Raw genomic sequence first — 23,210 nt, forward strand, 5'->3', positions numbered from 1 at the left:
CCCGGCATCGTCCGGGCGTTTTTTTGTCTGGCGGGAATCCCGTTCACTGTCGCCCAATAAAAAGGCCAGCTAAGTAGCTGGCCAAGAAAAGGAAAGAACGAAAGTGCCTGAAAAATTCGTTAATTCGATGGATCCTTCTCCCATACTGCGGCGGAGGTACTACCCGGCTCCTCCGCCATGGGGGATACTGCTTGAATCCACGATTTCATAATAGGGCTTTCGAACTCTCAGGTCTGTTGGTGATGTGTGATGCCGTGTTACCGAGTGTGATGTCGGATTACGCTTCGCTAATACGGCATCATTGTTTTCAAGCCTTCTCCATCACCTCCGGCGTTGTCTCCGTAAACCGCCGCGTCTCATAGGCATCCACCAATCCGTGCACCGCAGCCTGCTCGACCTCCGGCACAGAAGGCGTGCCGCTTTGTGCATCGGACTTGCACAACACCATGCCGGCTTCCACGGAGATATACCCGGCGGTGGTTTTCAGCGCTTTATGGTTGATGCCATCAAATACCCGCCGGAAGGTTGCAGTGGTGCAGTTCTCGCTGCGGGGGAAATAGGCCACGATGGCAAACTGGTTGTCGCCCACCCGGCACAGGGCATCCATCGGGCGAATCAGATGGCTCAGGCGGCGGGCAATGCCAATGGCCAGTTCACTCATCACCGACGGCGGGTGCTTGCGCTTGAGTTCCTGCCAGTTACGGATGCCGCACAGCACATACGCCGTCGATCCGTTACGGGCTTCTGCATGGCGCAAGGTTTTAGCCAACCGCCCACGGGCGTATTTGTTGTTACACAGCCCGGTTTCCAGGTCGATGATGTTGGTTTCTTCCAGATCGCGATTATTCTCGATCAGCAGGGAATTGGCTCGTAACAGGGTATTCTGCCGGTCCGCCAGACGATCTGCGGCAAATACCCGCGGGATCAGCTGTTTGGTCATGTCCGATTTGTAGATGAAATCGTCCACGCCCCGGTCGAAAGCTTCGGACAGGGCTTCAACACTCTCGCGGGCGGTGAGCAGGATTACGTAGGTATAGTGATTGTTCTGCTCGTCCTGCTGGCGAACCTGGTCCGTCAGCTCCAGACCGTCCATTTCCGGCATCAGCCAGTCGGCAATCAGCACGCTGACCGGGCGCTGGTCCATCAATTCGAGCGCGGCCGGAGCGTTGTTGGCGACACGTACGTCGCGATATCCGGCATTTCGCAAAGTGCGCCCAACCACCATACTGCTGAACTTTGCGTCGTCTACTACAAGGATGGGGAGATCCAGATTTGGCATTGTCGTCTACTTCTTGTCAGTCCATTGTCAGATGCGGTGACGGGCGGGTCTTGCTATGCTCTGCCCTTATTTACGTGGCTAGAGTATACCCATTACGTTTTGCGGAGAATAACGACCATGCCCTCTTTTGACATTGTTTCTGAAATTGATATGCACGAAGTCACCAACGCGGTGGACCAGGCCAAGCGGGAGCTGGGCAACCGTTGGGATTTCAAGAACGTGGAAGCGGATATCGAGCACGATGATAAGGGCATTACCATCAGTGCCGAACAGGAGTTCCAGCTGGAGCAACTGTTGGACATGCTGAGGATGGCCTTCGCCAAACGCAATATCGACAGCCGCGCTCTGTCCGAGGACGGCGAAAGCAAAGCTGGCAAGCTGGTCAAGCAACACCTCCTGCTGAAGCAGGGCATCGAAACCGATATGGCGAAGAAAATCGTCAAGATGATCAAGGACGCCAAGCTCAAGGTGCAGGCCAGTATCCAGGGTGACAAGGTTCGGGTGACGGGCAAGAAGCGGGATGACCTGCAAACGGCCATCGCCACGCTGAAAGAAGCCGAGCTGGATATTCCCCTGCAGTTCAACAATTTCCGCGACTGACCCGGAGGCCGCACCATCTTATCCGGTACACGCCTGGCACTGCTCAGGGATACGCTCTACACCTACACCCGTTGGCAGGTCCTTGCCCTGTTGTTTCTGGGTTTTTCTGCTGGCCTGCCGTTCCTGCTGGTGTTTTCCACGCTGAACGCGCGGCTGGCAGACGTAGGCGTGGAAACCGCCACCATCGGTTTCTTCAGCTGGCTGGGCATCACCTATTCCATCAAGGTGTTCTGGGCACCGGTGGTGGACCGGTTGAAGCTGCCGTTGTTGGATCGGTTGCTGGGCAAGCGCCGTAGCTGGATCCTGCTGGCCCAGTCTGGCATCGCCACCGGCCTCTACCTGATGGCTCATGTGGATGCCATCGCCGCCCCCGAAATGATGGCGCTGTGTGGTCTTTTGGTGGCGTTTTCTTCTGCTACCCAGGATGTGGCGATCGACGCCTACCGAATTGAAATCGCCGAGGAACGGCTGCAGGCGGCGCTGGCGGCCACCTATATTTTCGGATACCGACTGGCCTTGCTGGTGGCCGGTGCCGGGGCACTGTATCTGGCCGAGTTCTGGTCCTGGCAGGTGTCCTACGAAGTCATGGCACTGTTGGTAGGCGTTGGCGCGGTTACGGTGCTGATCGTGCGCGAGCCAAAGGTAAACCACTTTGCCGCGGCCCAGGACATTGCCCACAAGATTGAGGAGGAGGCCAGTAAGCGCACTCACCTGAACCCCCGGGTGGCCCGCCTGGTGGGCTGGTTCTACGCCGCCGTGGCCGGGCCATTCCTGGACTTCTTCCACCGCTATAAAGAGCTGGCCCTGCTGATCCTGTTGATGGTGGCGGTGTATCGCATATCCGACATCGCCATGGGTGTCATGGCCAACCCGTTCTACCTGGATTTCATGGGCTTCTCCAAAACCCAGGTGGCGGATGTCACCAAGATATTTGGCTTCTTCATGACCATCACCGGTTCGCTGATTGGCGGCGTCATGGTGGTGCGCTACGGGGTGCGTCGTATCCTGTTGCTGGGGGCAGTGATGACCGCAGCCACCAATCTGCTGTTTGTCGTACTGGCCCAGTACCCGCCCAATATCATCACCCTGGCTGCCGTGGTCAGCGCCGACAACCTGAGCGGCGGCATCGCTAACGTGGCACTCATTGCCTGGCTGTCCAGCATGACCAGTGCGTCGTTTACCGCCACCCAGTACGCCTTGTTCAGCTCCCTGATGACCCTGCCGGGCAAGTTCATCGGCGGCTTCTCCGGCATTGTGGTGGCGGACTTCGGCTACGCGCAGTTCTTCCTCGTCGCCGGCTTCATGGGTGTCCCTGCCATCCTCCTGGCCATCTACATGATCCGCCAGGGTGCTCGGCTGGATGCTTTGGCGCCTCGCAATGAGGAGTCTGAGGGTATTCCTGAGCCCCGGTGAACTTTGGGGGATGGTCCAGGGGTGGGGTAAAAGGCACCCCACCCCTGGACCGATCTGACTGGTCAGTGTGGGCTGGATTTACTGCCGTTAGTTTTTGAAAAGAGCCAATCATGTCTGAACCTACTAAAGAGCAAAAAATCTGGCAGGTTGTGGCTTCAATACCGCCGGGCTCGGTTGCCAGCTATGGGCAGGTTGCCGACATGGCTGGACTTGGACGACAGGCAAGGTTTGTGGGGCGCGCATTGGGGAAGCTGCCGTCAGGTCATTCCATCCCCTGGTACCGGGTCATCCGCAGTTCCGGCCAGATAGCCTTTCCGCAAGGCTCGGAAGCTTACGAAACCCAGGTTTTCCGCTTGCGTGAAGAAGGCGTGGAAGTCCTCAACAGCCGGGTGTCCATGAAACGTTTCCAGTGGCGGCCATAACACCCAGGCTTGGAGTCATGGGGGCTTGCCCTCGAAGTTAAGTCGGTCACGGGGTGGGGGTACCTTTTCTGCAGGAACAAAGGTGTCTGAGCGCAGCGAGTTCTTTTTCCGAAAGAAAAGGTACCTCCACCCCGGGACCAGCCCCCCAAGCGAGGCCAGTCACTAAGGCAGGAGCGTAGACAGGGTCAGAGCCGCAAAGCCCCATCCACCTCGATCATCCGACCGGACATATAGTCATTCTCAAAAATAAACGCCGCAGCCGAGGCAATCTCCTCCGGCTTGCCCATGCGCTTGAGCGGGATGCCGGCGGTCATTTTCTCCAGGGCTTCCGGTTTCATGGACGCGGTCATCTCGGTCTCGATAAAGCCTGGGGCAATGCCCATGCAGCGAATACCATAGCGCGCCAGCTCTTTCGCCCAAACCGGAACCAGAGCGGACACCCCGGCCTTGGCCGCGGAGTAGTTGCTCTGGCCCATATTGCCGGCGCGGGAGATGGAAGCGATGTTGATGATCGCGCCCTGGTCGCCGTTCTTGATCATCTGGGTTGCAGCTTCACGGCCACACAGGAAAACACCGGTCAGGTTCACATCGATGACCGCCTGCCACTGGGACAGCTCCATGCGCTTGGTGATTTCGCCGTCTTTGGCTTTGACCATCAGGCCATCACGGAGGATGCCGGCGTTGTTGATCAGGCCATTCAGCTGACCAAAGTCAGAGGCGATCGCGGCAAAGGTTCTTTCCACGTCTTCTTCTTTCGCTACGTTGCAAACATAGACTTTGGCATCACCGCCCGCCTGCTTGCAGGCTTCGGCAGCTTCTTCCAGTTTTTCCGGCATCAGGTCGATCAGCGCGAGTTTGACGCCTTTGGCTGCCAGGTATTCGGCCATGGCGCGGCCCAGTCCCTGGCCACCGCCGGTAATTGCAATCACGGAATCTTGAAGTTTCATGTTTTGCCCTAACTAAGTTCTACAGTGGTTTACGTTTTCTGTGTATCCGAATGCTTCTTGTTGGTGCGCGGAGTATATCAGAGAGTGTTTTGGCTGGTGGCGGATACCGAGGAGGCCCTTTTGTCCGTGTTTCTGTTTCTTTTTATTGTCATGCCCATTGCCGAGATGGCGGTGCTGATCAAGGTCGGCGGCATGATCGGCGTATTGAATACCATAGGGCTGGTCCTGCTGACAGCGGTGGTGGGTGCCTGGTTGTTGCGTCAGCAAGGGTTGGCGACGTTATTGCGGGCGAATCAGCGGCTGAACAGCGGTGAACTGCCGGCAAAGGAAGTGGCCGAGGGACTGGTGCTGGCGGTGGGTGGTGCGCTGCTGCTGACCCCGGGCTTTATTACTGACACGATCGGATTCCTCTGCCTGATACCGGGTACCCGGCACTGGTTTGTCGCGCAGGTGCTGAAACGGCTGGTGGTCTCCGGCCAGACCCGCAGCTTTCATTTCCAGGCCGGCGGTGGACAGGGGCCCTTCGGCAACCGTGAAAACCCCTTTGGCCAGCAGCGTCCATTCGACCGTGATGCCAATGGCGACATCATAGACGGTGAGTATCGCGACGAAACCAGGCGCGATAACGACCGCATCGAAAAAAAGTAAAAAAATTTCTATCGCGGGTGTTGAAAATACCTACCCGCTACCCCAAATAGAAGACACAAGTTCGCTGCGGGCTGATATCCACTGTAAAACAGGCGGTTATCAAGCCGGGCAATTTGTCGGATTACGCGTTGCGGATCCGACTTTTAAACAGCAAATGTCATTGCCACATTAATCTGACTATTGGAGAAGCCGAGCAATGAAAATTCGTCCGCTACACGATCGTGTTGTCGTGCGCCGTAAGGAAGAAGAAGAGAAAACCGCAGGTGGCATCGTGCTGCCGGGTAATGCCAAAGAGAAGCCGTCTCAGGGTGAAGTGATCGCCGTGGGTAATGGCCGGGTCCTCGACAATGGCGAAACCCGTGCTCTGGCGGTACAGGTGGGTGACACCGTGGTTTTCGGTCAGTACGCCGGTAACACCGTAAAGGTTGACGGTGAAGAGCTCCTGATCATGAGCGAGAACGATATCTACGGCGTGCTTGAGTGATCGCGAAAGCGACCGGCACGAACTCTCATTATTCCGATTGATTCAACGAATTCGGTTTAACGAACAGGAATAGAAGACATGGCAGCAAAAGACGTTAAATTCGGTGATAGCGCCCGCAAACGCATGGTTGAAGGCGTTAACATCCTGGCGGACGCGGTCAAGGTAACCCTGGGCCCGAAAGGCCGTAACGTGGTTCTGGAAAAATCCTTTGGCGCGCCGACCGTCACCAAAGACGGTGTGTCCGTAGCCAAGGAAATCGAACTGAAAGACAAGTTCGAGAACATGGGCGCGCAGATGGTCAAGGAAGTTGCTTCCCAGACCAATGACAACGCCGGTGACGGTACCACCACTGCGACCGTTCTGGCTCAGGCCATTGTTCGCGAAGGTATCAAGGCGGTCTCTGCGGGCATGAACCCGATGGACCTGAAGCGTGGTATCGACAAGGGCACCATCGCTGCTGTTCAGGCGATTCGTGATCTGGCCAAGCCGTGTGATGACAACCGTAACATTGCACAGGTAGGCACCATCTCCGCCAACGGCGACGAGAGCATCGGCAAGATCATCGCCGACGCCATGGAGCGCGTGGGCAAAGAAGGCGTTATCACCGTTGAGGAAGGCCGTGGCCTGGAAGACGAGCTGGACGTGGTTGAAGGTATGCAGTTCGATCGCGGCTACCTGTCCCCGTACTTCATCAACAACCAGGACAACATGTCCGTAGAGCTGGAAGACCCGTACATCCTGCTGGTTGACAAGAAAGTTTCCAATATCCGTGAGCTGCTCCCGGTACTGGAAGCTGTTGCCAAGGCTGGCAAGCCGCTGATGATCATCGCCGAGGACATCGAAGGCGAAGCGCTGGCTACCCTGGTGGTCAACAACATGCGCGGTATCGTCAAGGTTGCCGCCGTGAAGGCGCCTGGCTTTGGTGATCGTCGTAAGGAAATGCTGCAGGACATCGCCATCCTGACTGGCGGTACTGTGATTTCCGAAGAAGTAGGCCTGACCCTGGAAAACACCACTCTGGACGACCTGGGCACTGCCAAGCGCATCAACATCACCAAGGAAAGCACCACGGTGATCAACGGTGCCGGCGCTGAGGGCGACATTGAAGCTCGCGTTGAGCAGATCCGCAAGCAGATCGAAGACAGCTCTTCCGATTACGACAAAGAGAAGCTGCAGGAGCGTGTGGCCAAGCTGGCTGGCGGTGTTGCCGTGGTCAAGATTGGCGCTGGCTCTGAAGTGGAAATGAAAGAGAAGAAGGCCCGCGTTGAAGACGCGCTGCACTCCACCCGCGCTGCGGTGGAAGAAGGCGTTGTTGCCGGTGGTGGTGTTACCCTGATCCGTGCCATTGCCGCACTGGAGAAGGTCGATGCTATCAACGAGGAGCAGAAAGCGGGCGTCAACATCCTGCGTCGTGCCATGGAAGCGCCGTTGCGCCAGATCGTACAGAACGCCGGTGGCGAGCCATCTGTTGTCGTCAATAACATCCGTGCAGGTGAGGGCAGCTACGGCTATAACGCCGCCACCGAAGAGTACGGCGACATGCTGGAAATGGGTATCCTGGATCCTGCCAAGGTAACCCGTTCTGCGCTGCAGGCTGCTTCTTCCGTTGCTTCCCTGATCATCACCACCGAAGCCATGGTGGCCGATGAGCCGGAAGACGAGAAAGCTGGCGGCGGCATGCCTGACATGGGCGGCATGGGCGGAATGGGAGGCATGGGCGGCATGATGTAAGCCCCCACAACCTCCCTCCGCAAGCCGGAGACCCTGAAAACCCGCGCAGGCATCATCCTGCGCGGGTTTTTTTGTTAAAAATCTTCGCCTTTATGCATTTGTTTCATGACCCGCCATATTCCCTTTGCTAGACTCGGCAACCGGTTCATTTTAAACGTGTCGCTGAATGACTGAATCCGCATCCACATCTTTTATCCGCCCCGGCAAAGTCGTGTTGCTTTTGCTGCTTGGACTGCTTGTCTACGTGGTGGCATTGGTTGTCTGGGTTCCGGCCGGGTGGATCTGGCATCAGGCATCGTCTCACATCACTCTTCCTTCCCAGGTGCAGGTACAGCGGGTTTCCGGTACGGTCTGGCAGGGTGATGCAGCCGCGGTGGTCGCCGGTTATCCGGTCCGTGCCGATTGGGCGCTTGGTTGGCCATCGGTATCTGCCCTGCAATGGCCGGTGTCGATCTCGCTTGTCTCATCGCAATCACGTTTGGCGGGGGACGTCACCGTTGGCTGGCCGGGGGCCGTCCAACTGGATGCGCAAGGGCGTATTGCCGTGTCAGAGTTCGAGGATCTGATCCGCCAGAGCGGCGGCGCGATGATTGAAGGCGACGTCACCATTGACCGCCTGCAGGTTGCCTGGAAAGACAATCGCCTTGCGGACGCCCGTGGGTATGGTCGCTGGGCTGGCGGGCCGGTGACCTGGCCGATGGGTAACCAGACGGGGCGCGCGGATTTTCCGCCGATGGAGGCAAATCTGGATACGACTGACAATGGTGTCGCCCTGATCGTGCAGGAGCAGGGAGGGCAGGGGCCGGCCGCCGACGCCAGGATCCAGTGGAACGGAACGATGGAGTTGCGCGTGTACAAGCGTATGGTTGATCTGGCGGATCAGCCATGGTCGGGGTCTGCCCAGCCCGACGATGTGGTATTTCGTGTCCGGCAGCCGTTGCTGCCCGGAGGCTTCTGATGGCGACGTTCTCGTTTGACCGGCAGGCACGTATCGCGAGGTTGCTCGCCAATCTGGTCCTGTTGGCTCTGGTGGTCTATCTCGGCATGACACTGGCCCGGGTCACCTGGCTGGTACTGTGGGACGAGCAACCGGTGGTTGCCAGTGCCGGGATTGACGGCCTGGGCACCAAAGGGCGTCAATCGTCCCTGAACACACCTGTGTCCAGTTACGAACTATTCGGGCGCCCCCAGGGAGAGAATCGGGTGGCTGAAGTGATTCGCCGCTCAGCACCCGAAACCGGATTGAAATTACGCCTGGAAGGGGTGTTGCTGGCGGAGCGTCCGGAGGACTCAGGTGCTATAGTTGCTGGAAGTAACGGCGAAACAGAACATTATCGGGTGGGCGATGCGCTCCCGGGTAACGCCGAATTGGCAGAAGTGGAACCGGGACGAATCCTCATCCGCCGGAATGGACGGTATGAATCCCTGGCCTTTGAAGAGCAGGGCAGTGGTGGTTCGCTGGTTGCGGATGAACCACCGGAACCGGCAGAATCGTCTCCCGACGAGTTTATAGCCAACGCGCGGGATCAACTGGAAACTCAGGGTGCGGCGGCACTGGCGGCCTATGGGTTGTCACCAGCAGATGAATCCGGCGCTGGGGGCTATGTATATGATGGCTCCAGTGCCATGCTTAATGCCGTCAACTTGCGTCCCGGAGATGTCATAACTGCCATCAACGGACAGCGCCTGGGTGATATTGAGCAGGACAAATCGTTGTTGGAAAGCTGGCGCACGGAGTCCCAGCTGGAAATTGAAATTGAACGGGACGGTTCCACCCTTACCGTAAGCTATGCCATACCCGAGCAGTGGCGCTGATCGGGTTCATCGATAACAGGACGAAATCGCCAGATGTATAACCATAAGACGAATCTGTTTCGGGCCATCGTACTGGTCCTCCTGATGCCCCTGATGTCTCTCGCCCACGCACAGGAAGAGACCTGGCGACTGAACCTCAAAGACGCTGATATCCGGGCGTTTGTGACCCAGGTGGCAGACATCACTGGCTACAGTTTTGTGGTGGACCCGAGGGTCAAAGGCAAGGTGACGGTGTTGTCCAGTGCGGCCATGAACAAGGATGAAATCTACGATCTGTTCCTGGCGGTCTTGCAGGTGCATGGCTTCACCGCAATCCCGGGGCAAGAGGTGATCAAGGTGGTCCAGCAGGTGGACGCCAAGCAGTCGGCCGAGTCCCTTGAGCGCTTTACGGAAACTCCCTCCGAACAACTGATTACCCGGGTCATTCAGATTGATAACGCCAACGCCCTGGAACTGGTGCCGATCCTCCGGCCGTTGGTTGCCAAGTATGGTCATCTGGCTGGCGTGGCAGCGGCCAATGCCCTGATTGTTAGCGACCATTCAGCGAACATCAACCGCATTGAGCAGATTGTCCGCGAGCTGGACAGCCCATCCAAGTACGAAGTGGAAGTTATTCAGCTGGAAGAGGCGTGGGTTGGTGACATGGTGGAGCTGCTCCAGGAGCTGGCGCCTGATGAGCTGGGGCAGGGTGGTAATGAACGTGGCGCCCGCAAATACAGTGTCACCGCCGATGAACGCAGCAACCGCCTCATTCTCCGGGGAGACGAGACCTTCCGGGACAAGATGAGAGGGCTGATTCTCAAGCTGGACCAGCCGTCGGCCAGCGGCGGTACCACGAAAGTTATTCGGTTGAAGCATGCTGATGCGAAAGGCCTGAGCGAATTGCTGAAGGGCGTTATGGGCGAACTTGCTCAGGAGGCGTCCGGGAACGGATCAGGTGCCGCCCAGTCGGGTCGTGGTCGAAATACCAGTTTTTCCGTGTTTGCTGATGAGGGGCTGAATGCCCTGGTCGTCAGGGGCGAACCTTCCATGATGCAGGAAGCGGAACAGATTGTGGCGCAGCTGGATGTTCGCCGTGCTCAGGTCTTGATTGAGGCGGCCATCGTCGAAATCAGTGACGAGCTGGGGCAGGATCTTGGCGTTCAGGTTGCCGTCGGGGATGAGTCTGGCGAGTCGACACCGGTCGCCGGTACCAACTTTGGCAACGTTGGACGCAGCCTGGGTGACGTTTTGGGCGCGATCATAAGCGAGTCTATCATTGCTCCCGCCACTGGTGGTATTACCGTGGGTGCCGGAGAGCGTAACGAGAATGGTGTGAGCTGGGGGGTGCTGCTTCAGGCATTGTCGACCTCGGCCTCGGCAAACCTGCTGTCCACACCAAGCATCATCACCCTGGATAACCAGGAGTCAGAGATTATTGTTGGCCAGAACGTACCGTTCCGTACCGGTGAATCCACGGTAACCGGTGATGGCACCACGAATCCCTTCACCACCATTGAGCGTCGCGACATCGGTTTGACCCTGAAAGTCACTCCGACCATCAGTGCAGACGGTCTGGTGCGTCTGGTGGTGGAGCAGACCACCGAGAATATTGCGGAAAGTGTCGAAGACGCTTCGGACATTGTGACCAGCAAGCGTGAGATCAAAACCACGGTGTTGGCGGATGATGGCGAAACCATCGTGCTCGGTGGCCTGATGAAGGACGACCTGCTGATTAACCGCAGCAAGGTGCCCCTGCTGGGTGATATCCCGTTGCTTGGACGGTTGTTCTCCTCTGAGTCCGAGCGCCGTATCAAGCGCAACCTGCTGGTATTCCTGCGCCCGAAGATTCTGTTGGACAAGGCTGATTCAGTGGCTATGACGTCCGAGAAGTATAATGGCTTGTGGGAAGTTAACCTGGGTGTCCGGGAGAAGCTGGGCTTGCCTGAACCCGGACAACAGCCTGAAATCGATACCCTGTTCAATCCCGGTCCGGATCGTATCCAGTAACGCGGTCAGGCAGGCAGTGGCGGCATCGGGCAATCCAGCTGATCCGCCACCAGCCTCATCATTTCATATTCCGTCACATCCACCCGGCCATCGTGGGTTACACAGTGGCCAGCGGCGTCGATGATCGCCGGCTTCAGTAGAGGAGAGAGCTGGTTCAGTGTGGTCAGTGCCTGCTGAAGCTCTTTCAGTGATACACGCGCTTGCAGGGTTCCCGCCTCCTCGTGGCTGGCAAATCCTGCCATGGCTTCCCGGTAAAGGTTATCCGCGTCCTCCCCGACCCGTGCACCTGCTCGGGCCTGCAGGCTCATGACGCACTTCAGGGCCGGTAGTACGGCTTTATAACTGCGGTATCGTACTGGCACCACTCGGGCAGACTCAGGCATCAGGTGGCGTTTCAGGAAGCTGCTCATGGCCAGCTCGAACAGGGTGACCTTCCGGTCTGCGCCAATCAGCTGTCGTACAGCGGTATGCAGTCCATCCCTTTCTTCCGGGTCGAGTTTTCGTAATGCCGGCATGGCCAGTTCCAGCGCAGGAAAACGGATGGCCGCCCCCAGGTTCTCGAGCGCAGGAAGAAATTTGTCCAGTATGTCCCCTTGGGGGCTTAGAAGCGGGTGCCGGGTAATTCGTGACAGTGCCTCTTTCTGCTCGTCTCGGGGGAGGCTGTGAATCAACAGCGCGTAGCAGAGCTGGACGGCACCGGCGCGGGTGTAAAGCAGATTGCGGAAGGTCTGGGGGATCTGTGCGAGTAGAGCGATGGCATAGTCTTCGCCGGCCTTACTCACGGTGCCCACGTTCTCGGAGAATCCGGTCTTTGGTTTCTCGGTACTGCGGTGCATGCCGGAAAAGCCGGAGGTATTGGCGGCAGCGGGAGCCATTTGTCCCTCGGACAGGTCCAGGGACGCCTCGGTATCCCTGAAGCGGCTGCGCAGGCGCGCCAGCATGCCAGGCTGGATAGCGTGAATGCGCTCCTCTACCGGAGGGTGCGAGGCCAGCAGGGATGACAGTTTCATGCGGGCGCTCTCCCCGAAGCACATGTGGTTCATGTCGCTGGCGTGGCTGGTGGTGTCCAGATAGCCACCTTTCAGGCCGATCTTGAACAGCGCGCCGGCAATGCCCTCCGGGTTGCGTGTAAACTGGACCGCAGAGGCGTCGGCGAGGGTTTCCCGTTGGCGGGATACAGCGGCCTGTATCAGTCGCCCGAAGAATACCCCGATGTAACCGATTACCATCAGGGCGAGGCCGATCAGGCCTATGGCAGCCTGCCCGCGTCCATCCCGTGACCGCGAGGAATAGGTTGAACGGTGGAACGAGGCGCGAACCAGGAAGCCACCGATCTGCCCCAACATCAGGATGCCGGCCAGTATGGCGATCAGCCTCACGTTCAGGCGCATGTCACCGTTGAGTATGTGGCTGAACTCATGTCCCACGACGCCCTGAAGCTCGTCCCGTGTGAGCTGGGTGAGCGCGCCGTGAGTCACCACCATGACCGCCTCACCCGGCGTGTAACCGGCGACAAATGCATTGATTCCGGTTTCGTGGTCCATCACATATAAACGGGGCACGTTTACACCGCTGGCAATGGCCATCTCCTCGACGATGTTCCGCAGCTTGCGTTCGCCCGCATCCCGGGTGTCCGGATCAAGTTCGCGAGCGCCGACCATTTTAGCCACGCGCTCGCCACCGCCGGCCAGGTCCACCCATCGTACCAGTGAGCCCAGGATGATCAGAATGACCACGGTGCCAGCCGTCATGGCGCCATGACGGCTGAGCAGCCACTGCTGGAAAGCCAGTCCGGACGACTCGCTGCGGGTGACAAAGTAACCCACAAGGCAGACCGCCAGGGTAATCAGAACCACGGCGACGAGGAAGAGGACGACAAGCAGGGTCGTATTGCGCCGGGCGCTGGCCTGGCGCTGGAAAAAACCGGAATGAGCCATGGGTAGCGGCCTCAGAAGGCTACTTTGGGTGCCTGACGGGCGGCTGGCGACTCCAGCTCTAATTGCGCTGTGGGCTTGAAGGCAAACAGTCCGGCAATCACATTGTTGGGGAATTGTTCCCGGAAGATGTTGTAACCCATGACGCCGTCATTGTAGGCCTGACGGGCAAACGCCACCCGGTTTTCCGTGCTGGAGAGTTCTTCCATGAGTTGCTGGACTGTTTCGTTTGCTTTCAGTTCCGGGTAGTTCTCGGAGACGGCATAGAAGTTGGCCAGGGCCTTCGTCAGCAGGTTCTCTGCCGATCCCAGGCGCTGCATGCGGGTGCTTTCGCCCGGGTCGCTGGCAGCGTCTTTCTGGGCGCTGACGGCATTGTTGCGGGCTTCCATCACGGCCGTGAGCGTGTTGCTCTCGTGTGCCATGTAGGCTTTGGTGGACTCCACCAGATTAGGAATCAGGTCGTGGCGACGCTGAAGCTGGACATCGATCTGGGCAAACCCGTTCTTGAACTGGTTTCGAAGAGAGACCAGCTGGTTATAGATGTACACCAGATAGAATACGGCAATCGCAATAACGATTAATCCAATGATGGTGGTTCCCATGGCAACTCCTTGAAACGGGTAGGGGTAGTTCGATCTCTGGGTCTGACGGTCAGGCGTTATTTTCAACTATTTTCTGGTGAAAGCCAGCCACGAAGGTCTCAAAATCATCAGGTAACAGCGGTTTACTGAAGAAATAGCCCTGTGCCAGCTTGCAGCCGCGCTGGGTCAGGTAGAATTCCTGCTCAGCGGTTTCGACCCCTTCTGCCACGACTGAAAGATTCAGGCTCCGGCCCAGATCAATAATGGTGTTGGCAATGCGGGTGTCTTCCTCGTTGACTAGCAGATCCCGGATAAATTGTTTGTCGATTTTCAGGTGCTGCACCGGCATGCGCTTGAGGTAAGTCAGGGAAGAATAGCCGGTACCGAAGTCGTCCACGGCAATGCCGATGCCGGCCTGGTGGAGTCGGTGCAGTTTCTCGACTGCATCTTCAAGGTTGGTCATGAAACTGGTTTCCGTGACTTCAAGCTCCAGGCGGCTTGCAGGAACGCTGTGTCGTTCCAGAGTGTCGAGAATGTCGTCAACGATGGAGTCGCGGCGTAGTTGCACAGCTGACAGGTTGATAGCAATGCGCAGGTGCATGCCTTGGGCAGCCCACTGTGCGGCTTGCCAGCACGCCTGGTCCAGAACCCACTGACCGATCTCGACAATACTGCCGTTGACCTCGGCAACTGGAATAAAGTGATCCGGTGGTACCTGCCCCCTGACCGGGTGCTCCCAGCGAATAAGGGCTTCCGCGCCAATGACCCGACGATTTTCCAGATTGATCTGGGGTTGGTATACCAAGTGGAATTCGTGGTTTGCCAGTGCCTTTGAAAGGTCCTTCTCCAGCTGTTTTCGCTCACGGATTTCCCGGTCAATACTGGCCACGTAGAACTGGAAGTGGCTGACACCACTCTGTTTCGCCAGGGCCATGGTCTGTTCCGCGCATTGCAACAATCGGTCAGCCTTGGTGGCGTCATTGGGAAACATGGCAATGCCGAGGGTTGCGGATATGGTGACCGTCTGGTCATCAAAGCTCATTGGCCGGTTTATGCAGTCCAGAACATGTTCGGCAGTGTCCGCTGCCTGGTATCCGTCCCGAAGGCCTTTCTCGACAATTACAAACTGGTCGCTTCCGAGGCGCGCGATAGTAAAGCGGTGGCTGCCGAGTCGTTGCATCAAGCGATCCGCAATGGTCTGCAGGATAAGATCGCCGGTTCTGAATCCGCATTGTTCGTTGATGGACTTGAAGTCATCAATACCGCAGACCATCAGGGACAGTGAGTTTTTTCTGGTCTTCGATTCTTCAATATTTGCCCTTAGCAAATCCATAAACGTTTCACGACTGGGCAAACCGGTCAGCTGATCATAATGGGACAACCGGTTGACGCGATCTTCCGCTTCACGGTGGCGTTTCTGGGTTTCGCCGATGGAAACCAGCAGATTGTTGGTCGCGTTAACCCAAAGGCCAAGTTCATCGGTTTGATGGCCCTGAGGGAGTTCCAGTAGACGGTCATCGGGATGTTCGGGGTCGACCTGTTTTAATGAGTGGACAATTCGGAGTAGCGGGCGAGTCAGTAGAAGGTGAAAAACCACGTACAATCCCATCCCGAGAATGATTGCCGTCGCGATGACGGAAATAAACGTGACGGAGGCGCGTTCAAGCCAGGTCTGTGCTGCGTGGGCTGTGTCATAGTGAATTTCCAGATAACCGTAGGTGGTATCGGGATTGCTGGGGCGTGACAGTGCTCGTCTGTATTCCCGTTCCGCGCTGAATATGAGGTCGGTCATCGGTCGGGACAGGTTTTGTTGCAGTGGCCGATTGCCAGAGCCTAGCGGCTCGCCGTCAGGGTGGGTAATGCTGGCCATATGAACGGCCTCCTGCTCAAACAGGCCATCCACGACTTGCTGTGCCAGTTCGGAGTCGATACTGAATACGGCCTGGGTGGCCGCATCGTGAACCAGTGCGATGGTTTGAGCAGCGTGCTCGTCAAGGGAGCGGGACACGCGGCTTACGTCAAGGGCGACCTGAATGGCACTGATAATGATGCCACTAACCAGTGCGACCCCCAGTACCCATCGTAGTACCCGGTAGCTCAGGCGATGTTCTACCTCAAAGGTGCTTTGCATGAAGGCTCGTTATCGTCAGTTACGTCAGATCTGCTCCCGTTTCCCGTCCGGGCGCCGGGTTGACCGTGGCTCGATGTTGTTCAGTATGGTTCATAGTTGTACCACGGTTCCAGTATCGGCGATATTTTCAAAGTTTTCAGGGTGCTGGTGTATCAATTTGTAAGATTTTTGTAGGACGTAACGAAAAACGCCCGCTGAAGTAGCGGGCGTTTTCCGGACAGTGCAGACACTACACTGTATGGCAGCTGTATTACGCCAGGTTTTCGTTAACGAAATCCCAGTTTACCAGCTTCCAGAATGCTTCCAGGTAGTTCGGACGGGAGTTGCGGTAATCGATGTAGTACGCGTGCTCCCAGACGTCAACGGTCAGAACCGGCTTGTCGGCGCCAGTCAGCGGTGTTTCCGCGTTGCTGGTGTTGACGATGGCAACGCTGCCGTCGGCCTTCTTCACCAGCCAGGTCCAGCCGGAACCGAAGTTGTTGGCGGCTTTGTCATTGAACTCTTTCTTGAACTCTTCAAAAGAGCCAAATGCCTTGTTGATGGCATCTGCTGCGGCGCCTGTCGGTTCACCACCGCCGTTCGGGCTCAGGCAGTGCCAGTAGAAGGTGTGGTTCCACACCTGGGCGGCGTTGTTGAACAGCGGGCCGCTGGCGCTCTTGATGATGTCTTCAAGAGACTTGTTGGCGTTGTCCGTACCTTCAACCAGGCCGTTCAGCTTGGTTACGTAGGTGTTGTGGTGCTTGCCGTAATGGTATTCGAGTGTTTCCTGAGAGATGTGCGGTTCCAGTGCGTTCTTTTCGTACGGTAGTGCGGGAAGTTCAAATGCCATGAGGTCGTTCTCCCTGATTCTCTCTGTTTATGTGAATGACGCTTATGTGAATATAGGGTTGCTTTGAGTTATATCAACCCTTTGGTGTTAAAGAACTTTTAAACTCGGGACTGCCGGGCAGGAACTGTGCGCAGTTCTTGACCCGCCATACCAGCTCTTCGTAACTGTCCGCCAGGATGTTGACGTGTCCAAGCTTCCGGCCCGGGCGTTCACCTTTATTATAGAGGTGAACATGAGCGTAAGGCAGTTCCAGAATACGTTCAATGTCTCCATGCTCGCCAATAATGTTGATCATGCAGCTCACGCCTCGGGGCGCGACGTTGCCCAGCGGATGTCCGCTGACTGCCCGGATGTGATTCTCGAACTGGCTGGTCATCGCGCCTTCAATGGTCCAGTGGCCGGAATTGTGTACCCTCGGGGCCATTTCGTTGGCGACCAGGCCTGTGGCGGTTTCAAACAGTTCCAGTGTCAGTACGCCGACGTAGTCCAGCTCGTTCAGCAATGCCTTGATGTAGCGTTCGGCATCGTCCTGGATGTGCTTTTCCAGGCCGGGGGCCGGGGCAATGGAGTAGCGCAGGATGCCTTCATGGTGGGTGTTTTCGGCCATGGGGTAGAAGGCAAGCTCGCCGTCTTCACCGCGAACGGCGATTATGGAGACTTCCCGGCGAAAGTCGACGAACTTTTCCACGATCAGGCGCGGATGGCCAATGGACTCCCAGGCTGCTGCGGCTTCTTCCGGGCTTTTGAGTACCGCCTGGCCTTTGCCGTCATATCCCTCGGTATTGGACTTGGCAACGACGGGGCAGCCGAGTTCCTCGGCGGCGGCTTGCAGGGATTCGGCGCTGTCTGCGATTTTCCATTCCGGAGTGGGTATGCCCAGCTGACCGAAGAGTGTTTTTTCGGCTTCGCGATTCTGGCAGACCTGCAGTGCCCGCGGACAGGGATGCACGGGCTTGTGGGCGGCGATTTTTTCGGCCACTTCTACGGGCAGGTGTTCGAATTCGTAGGTGACCCTGTCGACGCGGGAGAGGAAATCGTCCAGGTACTGGCCTTCGCGGTCGATGATGACTTCGCCCAGCCCGGCGCTGGGGCTGCCGGACATGTCGTAGAATACAAACGTCTTGGCCAGTGGGTAACCGGCCAGGGCCAGCATGCGTCCCAGTTGGCCGGCGCCTAATACACCAATTCTCATCTGTGTTCTCCTGGCATCATGGGCCATTTGTCTTGGTGGCGGAGCGGGGGTGGGGAGGTCTTTATAAAAAAACTCCGCTTTAACTCGCTTTGCTCAGACAGGCGGTGTTTTTTTATAAAGACCTCCCCACCCCGCTCAACTAACTTTTGAGTCCGTTGGTCGGGGGTGTTGGATTTCGGCTTTGCCTAATCCAGCACAATACTTTGATTCATTGATCCTGGGGATTGGGATTATCCAGGACCGTCTGTGTCTGATTCTTGCGGAACTCATCGACGGCTTTACGTACGTCATCATTGAATGTGCCAACGATCTGCGCTGCCAGCAGGCCCGCATTGGTGGCGCCTGCCTTGCCTATTGCCAGTGTACCAACGGCAATGCCGCCCGGCATCTGGACAATCGACAACAGGGAATCCAAGCCGTTAAGGGCTTTGGACTGAACGGGAACCCCCAGTACCGGCAACGATGTCTGGGATGCCACCATGCCGGGCAGGTGAGCCGCGCCACCGGCGCCGGCGATGATGACCTTCAGGCCGCGCTCGGACGCTGTTTTGGCGTAGTCGAACAGCAGATCCGGTGTGCGGTGGGCCGAGACAACCCGGGTTTCATAGGCGACGCCGAGTTTATCGAGCATGCTGGCGGCGTGTTCCATGGTGGGCCAGTCCGATTTGGAGCCCATGATGAGACCTACAAGCGGCTGCATATGCAACAGTCCTGTGTATGTTGGAAAGCCGGCCATTGTATGTTTTGGCTAATTGCCATGCAAACTTGGTGTCCCGTCTGGCTTTGTTTATGGGCAGTCATTTTAATGAATCCGTCAGTGCGGGTATTATCAGGCCTTATTATTCGAACCGTCCATTTTCCGGGAGTTGTAATGGAACCAATCCGTCCAGATGACGATGAACTGAGAGCTGAATCCCCCATTGGCAGTGCATCGAGGAAGTCAGAGCCTGCCAGTAAACCGAAAGCATCCAGCAGCAACGGTCCAGTTGGCGGTAATGGGGGCGCGCGCGTCCCCAAGGCTCGGAAGTCGAACGGCGGCGGGAGCGGCGGTGGCAGTCGTGTCGGGCTGTGGCTCGCGCTGGTTGTGTTGGCGGTGGTTGCCGGAGGTGGTTGGTTCAGTCAGGAAAAGCAGATTGAAGCTCTGGAAAGCCAGCTGGAGGAGGCGGACTACTGGGTCCGGCAGAGCAAGTTGGCGTTGGCGCGGTTTGAGGGGGACCTGTCCGAAACCGGTGAGAGCCTTGAGGAAAAGGGTCAGTCCATTGAGCAGACCCTGGCGGATCAGGAAGAACGTCTGGACGCGGCCGACAGTGAAATCCGCAAGCTCTGGGTCATTGCCAATGAGCGTAACAAGAAGCGACTGGATGAGCATGACGAACGTCTGGAATCGCTCGCCGGTGGCGTGGAAAAAGAGGTAGCTGCCCGCGAACAGTTGGCTGTGTCAGTGAATGATCTGGAGTCGTCTCTTGGCGGCGAACTTGCCGCCCTGCGCAAGGAGCTTGGTCGACAGATTGCCACTCTGAAGGAGTCTACCGAGCAAGCCGATAAACGGCTGACGGAGCTGAATTCTGCCCTGGAGGGTGTCGATCAGCTGGTGGATCGACGTATACAGCGGTTTGAGCGGGAGCAGAAGCTGGGAATCGACGGTCTGGAAGGTCGCATTGGCGCCCTGGAGAAGAATATGGAAGCCAGTGCCAATGGTAGCGATGTGAGAGCTCTCCGTTCCGAGTTGGGCTCTCTGAAGCGAACCGTCAACGCCATCGACTCTTCCCGGGCCCAGTTGACGGCGAGGCTGGTACGTCTGTCCGAGCAGGTGGATGAGCTGCGGAGTCAGACCTTGCGGTAGCTCTCAGTTCTGCCGTTTTGCTGTTGTTATGATCGGGGCACTCGCAAAGGACGAAGAGTGAATAACAATGAAAACCCGATTACCTATGATGCTTTTGTCAGTGCTGGTACTGGTTTCCGGCTGTACCGTGTATCAGTCCATTGGCAAAAGCGTGGGATCCTTCCTGCACCCGGTGTCCGGGCACGATTTTGTCCATATCGGGAACGATCAGTGGAACCAGGATAACGCGCTGATCTATTTCTATCGCACCCATTCCCAGTGGGCGGCGGATGAAATCGAAGCCCCCAGCGTTTATATCGATGACACCCACTACTTCAACATTCGCAACGACAGCTTTACCTGGCTGGAAGTCAGTCCCGGTGAACGTCATATTGCGATGCGGCGCCCCTTGCTGGGACTGGAAGGGCTTAACTCATTCAGTCTCAGCCTGATTGCCGATGCCACACTGAACGTCGAGTCGGGGCGCATTTACTACCTTCGTTACAACGAACTGTCGGAGCCTGAGCAGCCCCACCCGGACCTGGATCCGGAGCATCCGTTGGCGCAGGGTGATTTGCAGTTGGTGCCCCGGGGATATGCCATGCAGGCGACGGAGCTGGTGTCCACCCGTTTCCTTAACAGTGACTTGCTGGCCCCGAATCACGCCGCAACTTCCATTGTAGAGACCACTGAGGACGTTAACTACGAACGCCGGATGGTGTTGCTTGAAGAAGAGCGTGAGACGGAAATCGAGCGCCTGAAGGAGGCGGGGAGGTACAACACGCCGTCCTGGTTCTGGCCGTTTGGTGGTGGTCCCACGGTGCCGCTGGAAAGCGACCGCAAGATCCGCAAGCTTGAGCAGGAGTATGCCGCACTGAAAGACGAGCGGCAGCGGAAAGAGCGTGCGGAGTCATCCGGAAGTTGGTGGATCTTCTGATTAGTCTGGATTGACCAGGACGACATAAAGTGTGAGCAGTTTCACAATTGTAGAACCTCGTGGGCATTACTACACTAAGGTGAGTTAAATGCATGGGGAAAGGGATATGTCATTGAAGGATTCGCTGCTGCAGGGTGTGAGCCGGCTTTCCAATGAGTTGGTACCTGCAGCTGTTCGTACTGCTGGGGCGAAAGTCGAGGAGTTCAGGCAACGTCTGGATCATCTTAATCGCACGTTGGCGGAGCGGGCCCTGCCCGGTGATCGCAAGGGGCGGGTCAGTGAGTTGTCGCTGCAGAGAAAGGCCAGGGACGCGGGCCAGCAGGAGTCGACCCTCAAAGTTGTCGATGGCGAAAGAAAGCACAAGCGAACGCGATAGGTCTTGGTTAAAAAACGCCCAATTTTTAATGGCTTGCCACTTTTTTTGGAAAATTCCCGGAAAATATTTGACACCGCTGAGCAAATGCTTAAAATGCGCGTCTCACTTGGTTGAGACAGCAACGCTGACTTAACAAATCGCGCAAGCGGCAAGTGAGCAGTTGATGAAAGTTGGGTGGTTAGCTCAGCTGGGAGAGCATCGCCCTTACAAGGCGAGGGTCACTGGTTCGATCCCAGTACCACCCACCATCTTTCATTCAGCATCACCGGACCACCCCGTCCGGTTTCAGGTTTCACCTTCACAGGTCTCAGGACCGGAAGGCTGGAATTGATGCGGAGCGGTAGTTCAGTTGGTTAGAATACCGGCCTGTCACGCCGGGGGTCGCGGGTTCGAGTCCCGTCCGCTCCGCCATTTTTATTATTCCCGGGTGGTTAGCTCAGCTGGGAGAGCATCGCCCTTACAAGGCGAGGGTCACTGGTTCGATCCCAGTACCACCCACCATTTTCTCCCCCTTGAATACGCATATGAACCGAGCAATTGGGCTGTCGGTCTTTTTGCGTGTCTGTGTGGTTGGTTTGCCGGATTAGGCCCGGAGGGCCGTAATCCGACATCACGCATGTTGGTGTTACTTGCCAATCAGCGATTGCCCACACACCCGCACAACGTTTCCGTTCACGCCGCTTGAGCCCGGGTTGCAATACCATGCGATCGCCTCGGCCACGTCCACTGGCTGGCCGCCCTGGGACAGGCTGTTCATGCGCCGACCCGCTTCACGGATGGTCAGGGGCATGGCCGCTGTCATTTGCGTCTCGATGAAGCCCGGTGCAATGGCGTTGATGGTAATGCCATTTTTCAGTTGTTTTGCCATGGCTTCGACATAGCCGATAACGCCGGACTTGGCGGTGGAGTAATTGGTCTGGCCGAAGTTGCCAGCGATGCCACTGATTGAAGAGATGCATACGATGCGGCCGTTTTCACGGAGCAGTTCCCGGTGCATCAGTTCCTCGTCAATCAGTTCTTCCGCACTCAGGTTAACGGCGATGGTCATATCCCAGAAGTGCTCTGGCATATTGCCCAAAGTCTTGTCCCGGGTAATGCCGGCATTGTGGATCACCAGGTCGATCCCGCCAAAGTGTTCTTCCGCAAAGTCGGCAATCAGTTTCGGCGCGCCGGCATCGGTGATGTCGCAGGCCAGGGCCTTGCCCTTGATGGCGTCGGTGACTTTCTGGAGCTCTTCCATGGCTGGCGGAATATCCAGCCCGATCACTGTCGCGCCGTCCCGTGCCAGGGTTTCAGCAATAGAGGCACCGATGCCACGTGAGGCGCCAGTTACCAGGGCAACTTTGCCGGACAGGGGAGCCACGGGGTTGGTGGCCGCTGTTTCAGTACGCTTGCCGATGCGGGCTACCTGGCCGGACACGTAGGCTGAGCGTGGTGACAGGAAGAAACGGATGCTTGAATCCAGCTGCTTGTCTGCACTCGGCGCCATCCACAACAGGTTGGCGGTAGCACCTTTCTTGCCGATTTCCTTGCCAACGGCACGGACAAAACCTTCCAATGCCTGCTGTGCGGCAGCCTGGGCCGGTTTGCGGCAGGTGGCGGGGTCCTGGCCAATGACCAGTACGCGGGAATTACCGCCGAGTTTCTTGATGGTCGGGTGGTAGAAATCATACAGCGCGCGCAGGTCCTCAGGGGACTTCATGCCCGTCGCATCGAATACCAGAGCAGAAAACTTCTCGCCAATGTCGCTGCTGATGTCCAGCGGCTGGGCCTTGTTGCCAGCTTTGGCGGAATCCTTCAGAGTATCCTTTCCATCTGCATGATGTACTTTGGCGGCGCTGGCTCCCAGGACGCTGCCAATGGCGACGATGGCCTTGGCGCCGGCGGCAGCCCCCACCAGGACATTGCCTTCGATGAATGGCTGGTCGCTACGTTTCCAGCGATTGAGGGGTGCCGGGGATGGCAGGCCGAGGGATTGGGCGGCTGTTTTGCCCACCGGGGTATTGACGATTTTGAGGTAGAGGTCAGACATACGAGCTTCCTTAGTATGTGTTCAGCGGTGGCGACTTTATCGTACACA

At 57.2% G+C, this 23,210-nt stretch carries 21 protein-coding genes and 3 tRNA genes; 15 read left to right on the forward strand and 9 right to left on the reverse strand.

Annotated elements, in window-relative coordinates:
* Positions 1 to 307 precede the first annotated feature (307 nt).
* Positions 308 to 1,279, reverse strand: a complete 972-nt coding sequence (locus Q0Y21_RS04660) for a response regulator (protein ID WP_297792031.1) — start codon at positions 1,277 to 1,279, stop codon at positions 308 to 310.
* Between the two features lie 117 nt (positions 1,280 to 1,396).
* On the opposite strand from Q0Y21_RS04660, the gene Q0Y21_RS04665 reads away from it, so the two are divergent.
* The 3 genes from Q0Y21_RS04665 (at position 1,397) to Q0Y21_RS04675 (ending at position 3,714) form a co-directional block, all read left to right on the forward strand.
* Positions 1,397 to 1,879: a YajQ family cyclic di-GMP-binding protein gene (locus Q0Y21_RS04665; RefSeq protein ID WP_297792033.1), complete on the forward strand. Its 483-nt coding sequence runs from the start codon at positions 1,397 to 1,399 to the stop codon at positions 1,877 to 1,879.
* A gap of 90 nt (positions 1,880 to 1,969) precedes the next feature.
* Positions 1,970 to 3,292 (forward strand): MFS transporter, encoded by a 1,323-nt coding sequence (locus Q0Y21_RS04670; protein WP_297792035.1) that lies wholly within the window; start codon positions 1,970 to 1,972, stop codon positions 3,290 to 3,292.
* A gap of 110 nt (positions 3,293 to 3,402) precedes the next feature.
* Positions 3,403 to 3,714: an MGMT family protein gene (locus Q0Y21_RS04675; RefSeq protein ID WP_297792037.1), complete on the forward strand. Its 312-nt coding sequence runs from the start codon at positions 3,403 to 3,405 to the stop codon at positions 3,712 to 3,714.
* 185 nt (positions 3,715 to 3,899) lie between these two features.
* On the opposite strand, the gene Q0Y21_RS04680 is transcribed toward Q0Y21_RS04675, so the two are convergent.
* Positions 3,900 to 4,661 carry an SDR family oxidoreductase gene (locus tag Q0Y21_RS04680; RefSeq protein ID WP_297792039.1) on the reverse strand — a complete coding sequence of 254 codons (762 nt, stop codon included), beginning with the start codon at positions 4,659 to 4,661 and terminating at the stop codon, positions 3,900 to 3,902.
* A 120-nt stretch (positions 4,662 to 4,781) separates the two neighbouring features.
* Here Q0Y21_RS04680 and Q0Y21_RS04685 point away from each other — a divergent pair, with 120 nt between their 5' ends.
* From Q0Y21_RS04685 to gspD, 6 genes are all read left to right on the forward strand, one after another.
* A complete protein-coding gene (locus Q0Y21_RS04685; protein ID WP_297792041.1) occupies positions 4,782 to 5,309 on the forward strand; it encodes an FxsA family protein in 528 nt (175 codons plus the stop codon).
* Between the two features lie 196 nt (positions 5,310 to 5,505).
* Positions 5,506 to 5,793, forward strand: coding sequence for a co-chaperone GroES (gene groES / locus Q0Y21_RS04690; protein WP_297792043.1), 288 nt, complete (start codon positions 5,506 to 5,508; stop codon positions 5,791 to 5,793).
* 78 nt (positions 5,794 to 5,871) lie between these two features.
* Entirely contained in the window at positions 5,872 to 7,524 is a 1,653-nt protein-coding gene (gene groL, locus Q0Y21_RS04695) for a chaperonin GroEL (protein ID WP_297792045.1), read from the forward strand.
* A gap of 166 nt (positions 7,525 to 7,690) precedes the next feature.
* Positions 7,691 to 8,482, forward strand: a complete 792-nt coding sequence (gene gspN / locus Q0Y21_RS04700; RefSeq protein WP_297792047.1) for a type II secretion system protein N — start codon at positions 7,691 to 7,693, stop codon at positions 8,480 to 8,482.
* On the forward strand, positions 8,482 to 9,339 hold the full coding sequence (locus tag Q0Y21_RS04705; protein ID WP_297792048.1) for a type II secretion system protein N: 858 nt from the start codon (positions 8,482 to 8,484) through the stop codon (positions 9,337 to 9,339). Before gspN ends, Q0Y21_RS04705 begins: the two co-directional genes overlap by 1 nt.
* Before the next feature lie 33 nt (positions 9,340 to 9,372).
* Positions 9,373 to 11,328: a type II secretion system secretin GspD gene (gene gspD, locus Q0Y21_RS04710; RefSeq protein WP_297792050.1), complete on the forward strand. Its 1,956-nt coding sequence runs from the start codon at positions 9,373 to 9,375 to the stop codon at positions 11,326 to 11,328.
* Between the two features lie 5 nt (positions 11,329 to 11,333).
* Here gspD and Q0Y21_RS04715 read toward each other — a convergent pair whose 3' ends face one another.
* The 6 genes from Q0Y21_RS04715 to purE all read right to left on the reverse strand — a co-directional run bounded on the left by Q0Y21_RS04715 (position 11,334) and on the right by purE (position 18,695).
* A complete protein-coding gene (locus tag Q0Y21_RS04715) occupies positions 11,334 to 13,265 on the reverse strand; it encodes a M48 family metallopeptidase (RefSeq protein WP_297792052.1) in 1,932 nt (643 codons plus the stop codon).
* Between the two features lie 11 nt (positions 13,266 to 13,276).
* On the reverse strand, positions 13,277 to 13,864 hold the full coding sequence (locus Q0Y21_RS04720; protein WP_297792054.1) for a LemA family protein: 588 nt from the start codon (positions 13,862 to 13,864) through the stop codon (positions 13,277 to 13,279).
* A 49-nt stretch (positions 13,865 to 13,913) separates the two neighbouring features.
* Entirely contained in the window at positions 13,914 to 15,974 is a 2,061-nt protein-coding gene (locus tag Q0Y21_RS04725; protein ID WP_297792056.1) for a GGDEF domain-containing phosphodiesterase, read from the reverse strand.
* A 250-nt stretch (positions 15,975 to 16,224) separates the two neighbouring features.
* Positions 16,225 to 16,803, reverse strand: a complete 579-nt coding sequence (sodB, locus tag Q0Y21_RS04730) for a superoxide dismutase [Fe] (protein WP_297792058.1) — start codon at positions 16,801 to 16,803, stop codon at positions 16,225 to 16,227.
* A gap of 73 nt (positions 16,804 to 16,876) precedes the next feature.
* Positions 16,877 to 17,995, reverse strand: a complete 1,119-nt coding sequence (locus tag Q0Y21_RS04735) for a 5-(carboxyamino)imidazole ribonucleotide synthase (protein ID WP_297792060.1) — start codon at positions 17,993 to 17,995, stop codon at positions 16,877 to 16,879.
* Positions 17,996 to 18,203: 208 nt separating this feature from the next.
* Positions 18,204 to 18,695, reverse strand: a complete 492-nt coding sequence (gene purE / locus Q0Y21_RS04740) for a 5-(carboxyamino)imidazole ribonucleotide mutase (protein ID WP_297792062.1) — start codon at positions 18,693 to 18,695, stop codon at positions 18,204 to 18,206.
* A 171-nt stretch (positions 18,696 to 18,866) separates the two neighbouring features.
* On the opposite strand from purE, the gene Q0Y21_RS04745 reads away from it, so the two are divergent.
* The 6 genes from Q0Y21_RS04745 to Q0Y21_RS04770 all read left to right on the forward strand — a co-directional run bounded on the left by Q0Y21_RS04745 (position 18,867) and on the right by Q0Y21_RS04770 (position 21,631).
* Positions 18,867 to 19,838 (forward strand): hypothetical protein, encoded by a 972-nt coding sequence (locus Q0Y21_RS04745; protein WP_297792064.1) that lies wholly within the window; start codon positions 18,867 to 18,869, stop codon positions 19,836 to 19,838.
* Between the two features lie 67 nt (positions 19,839 to 19,905).
* Complete coding sequence (locus tag Q0Y21_RS04750) at positions 19,906 to 20,754, forward strand: DUF2846 domain-containing protein (RefSeq protein ID WP_366517647.1); 849 nt, start codon at positions 19,906 to 19,908, stop codon at positions 20,752 to 20,754.
* A 106-nt stretch (positions 20,755 to 20,860) separates the two neighbouring features.
* A complete protein-coding gene (locus tag Q0Y21_RS04755; protein WP_297792068.1) occupies positions 20,861 to 21,130 on the forward strand; it encodes a hypothetical protein in 270 nt (89 codons plus the stop codon).
* Between the two features lie 172 nt (positions 21,131 to 21,302).
* Positions 21,303 to 21,378 (forward strand) — tRNA-Val (locus Q0Y21_RS04760).
* 86 nt (positions 21,379 to 21,464) lie between these two features.
* Positions 21,465 to 21,541 (forward strand) — tRNA-Asp (locus tag Q0Y21_RS04765).
* Between the two features lie 14 nt (positions 21,542 to 21,555).
* Positions 21,556 to 21,631, forward strand: a tRNA-Val gene (locus tag Q0Y21_RS04770).
* 124 nt (positions 21,632 to 21,755) lie between these two features.
* Here the strand turns inward: Q0Y21_RS04770 and Q0Y21_RS04775 are convergent.
* Positions 21,756 to 23,162 (reverse strand): 3-oxoacyl-ACP reductase, encoded by a 1,407-nt coding sequence (locus tag Q0Y21_RS04775; RefSeq protein ID WP_297792070.1) that lies wholly within the window; start codon positions 23,160 to 23,162, stop codon positions 21,756 to 21,758.
* Between the last annotated feature and the right edge of the window lie 48 nt (positions 23,163 to 23,210).

Source organism: uncultured Marinobacter sp., assembly GCF_947259545.1.
Taxonomy (GTDB): domain Bacteria; phylum Pseudomonadota; class Gammaproteobacteria; order Pseudomonadales; family Oleiphilaceae; genus Marinobacter.

What these genes read in the sequence shown, in the direction of transcription:
- purE (WP_297792062.1), bottom strand. Translation starts at nt 18,695, where the DNA reads ATGCAGCCGCTTGTAGGTCTCATCATGGGCTCCAAATCGGACTGGCCC.
- Q0Y21_RS04705 (WP_297792048.1), top strand. Translation starts at nt 8,482, where the DNA reads ATGGCGACGTTCTCGTTTGACCGGCAGGCACGTATCGCGAGGTTGCTC.
- Q0Y21_RS04735 (WP_297792060.1), bottom strand. Translation starts at nt 17,995, where the DNA reads ATGAGAATTGGTGTATTAGGCGCCGGCCAACTGGGACGCATGCTGGCC.
- groES (WP_297792043.1), top strand. Translation starts at nt 5,506, where the DNA reads ATGAAAATTCGTCCGCTACACGATCGTGTTGTCGTGCGCCGTAAGGAA.
- gspD (WP_297792050.1), top strand. Translation starts at nt 9,373, where the DNA reads ATGTATAACCATAAGACGAATCTGTTTCGGGCCATCGTACTGGTCCTC.
- Q0Y21_RS04775 (WP_297792070.1), bottom strand. Translation starts at nt 23,162, where the DNA reads ATGTCTGACCTCTACCTCAAAATCGTCAATACCCCGGTGGGCAAAACA.
- Q0Y21_RS04680 (WP_297792039.1), bottom strand. Translation starts at nt 4,661, where the DNA reads ATGAAACTTCAAGATTCCGTGATTGCAATTACCGGCGGTGGCCAGGGA.
- Q0Y21_RS04675 (WP_297792037.1), top strand. Translation starts at nt 3,403, where the DNA reads ATGTCTGAACCTACTAAAGAGCAAAAAATCTGGCAGGTTGTGGCTTCA.
- sodB (WP_297792058.1), bottom strand. Translation starts at nt 16,803, where the DNA reads ATGGCATTTGAACTTCCCGCACTACCGTACGAAAAGAACGCACTGGAA.
- Q0Y21_RS04720 (WP_297792054.1), bottom strand. Translation starts at nt 13,864, where the DNA reads ATGGGAACCACCATCATTGGATTAATCGTTATTGCGATTGCCGTATTC.
- Q0Y21_RS04715 (WP_297792052.1), bottom strand. Translation starts at nt 13,265, where the DNA reads ATGGCTCATTCCGGTTTTTTCCAGCGCCAGGCCAGCGCCCGGCGCAAT.
- gspN (WP_297792047.1), top strand. Translation starts at nt 7,691, where the DNA reads ATGACTGAATCCGCATCCACATCTTTTATCCGCCCCGGCAAAGTCGTG.
- Q0Y21_RS04725 (WP_297792056.1), bottom strand. Translation starts at nt 15,974, where the DNA reads ATGCAAAGCACCTTTGAGGTAGAACATCGCCTGAGCTACCGGGTACTA.
- Q0Y21_RS04750 (WP_366517647.1), top strand. Translation starts at nt 19,906, where the DNA reads ATGAAAACCCGATTACCTATGATGCTTTTGTCAGTGCTGGTACTGGTT.
- Q0Y21_RS04755 (WP_297792068.1), top strand. Translation starts at nt 20,861, where the DNA reads ATGTCATTGAAGGATTCGCTGCTGCAGGGTGTGAGCCGGCTTTCCAAT.
- Q0Y21_RS04660 (WP_297792031.1), bottom strand. Translation starts at nt 1,279, where the DNA reads ATGCCAAATCTGGATCTCCCCATCCTTGTAGTAGACGACGCAAAGTTC.
- Q0Y21_RS04745 (WP_297792064.1), top strand. Translation starts at nt 18,867, where the DNA reads ATGGAACCAATCCGTCCAGATGACGATGAACTGAGAGCTGAATCCCCC.
- groL (WP_297792045.1), top strand. Translation starts at nt 5,872, where the DNA reads ATGGCAGCAAAAGACGTTAAATTCGGTGATAGCGCCCGCAAACGCATG.
- Q0Y21_RS04665 (WP_297792033.1), top strand. Translation starts at nt 1,397, where the DNA reads ATGCCCTCTTTTGACATTGTTTCTGAAATTGATATGCACGAAGTCACC.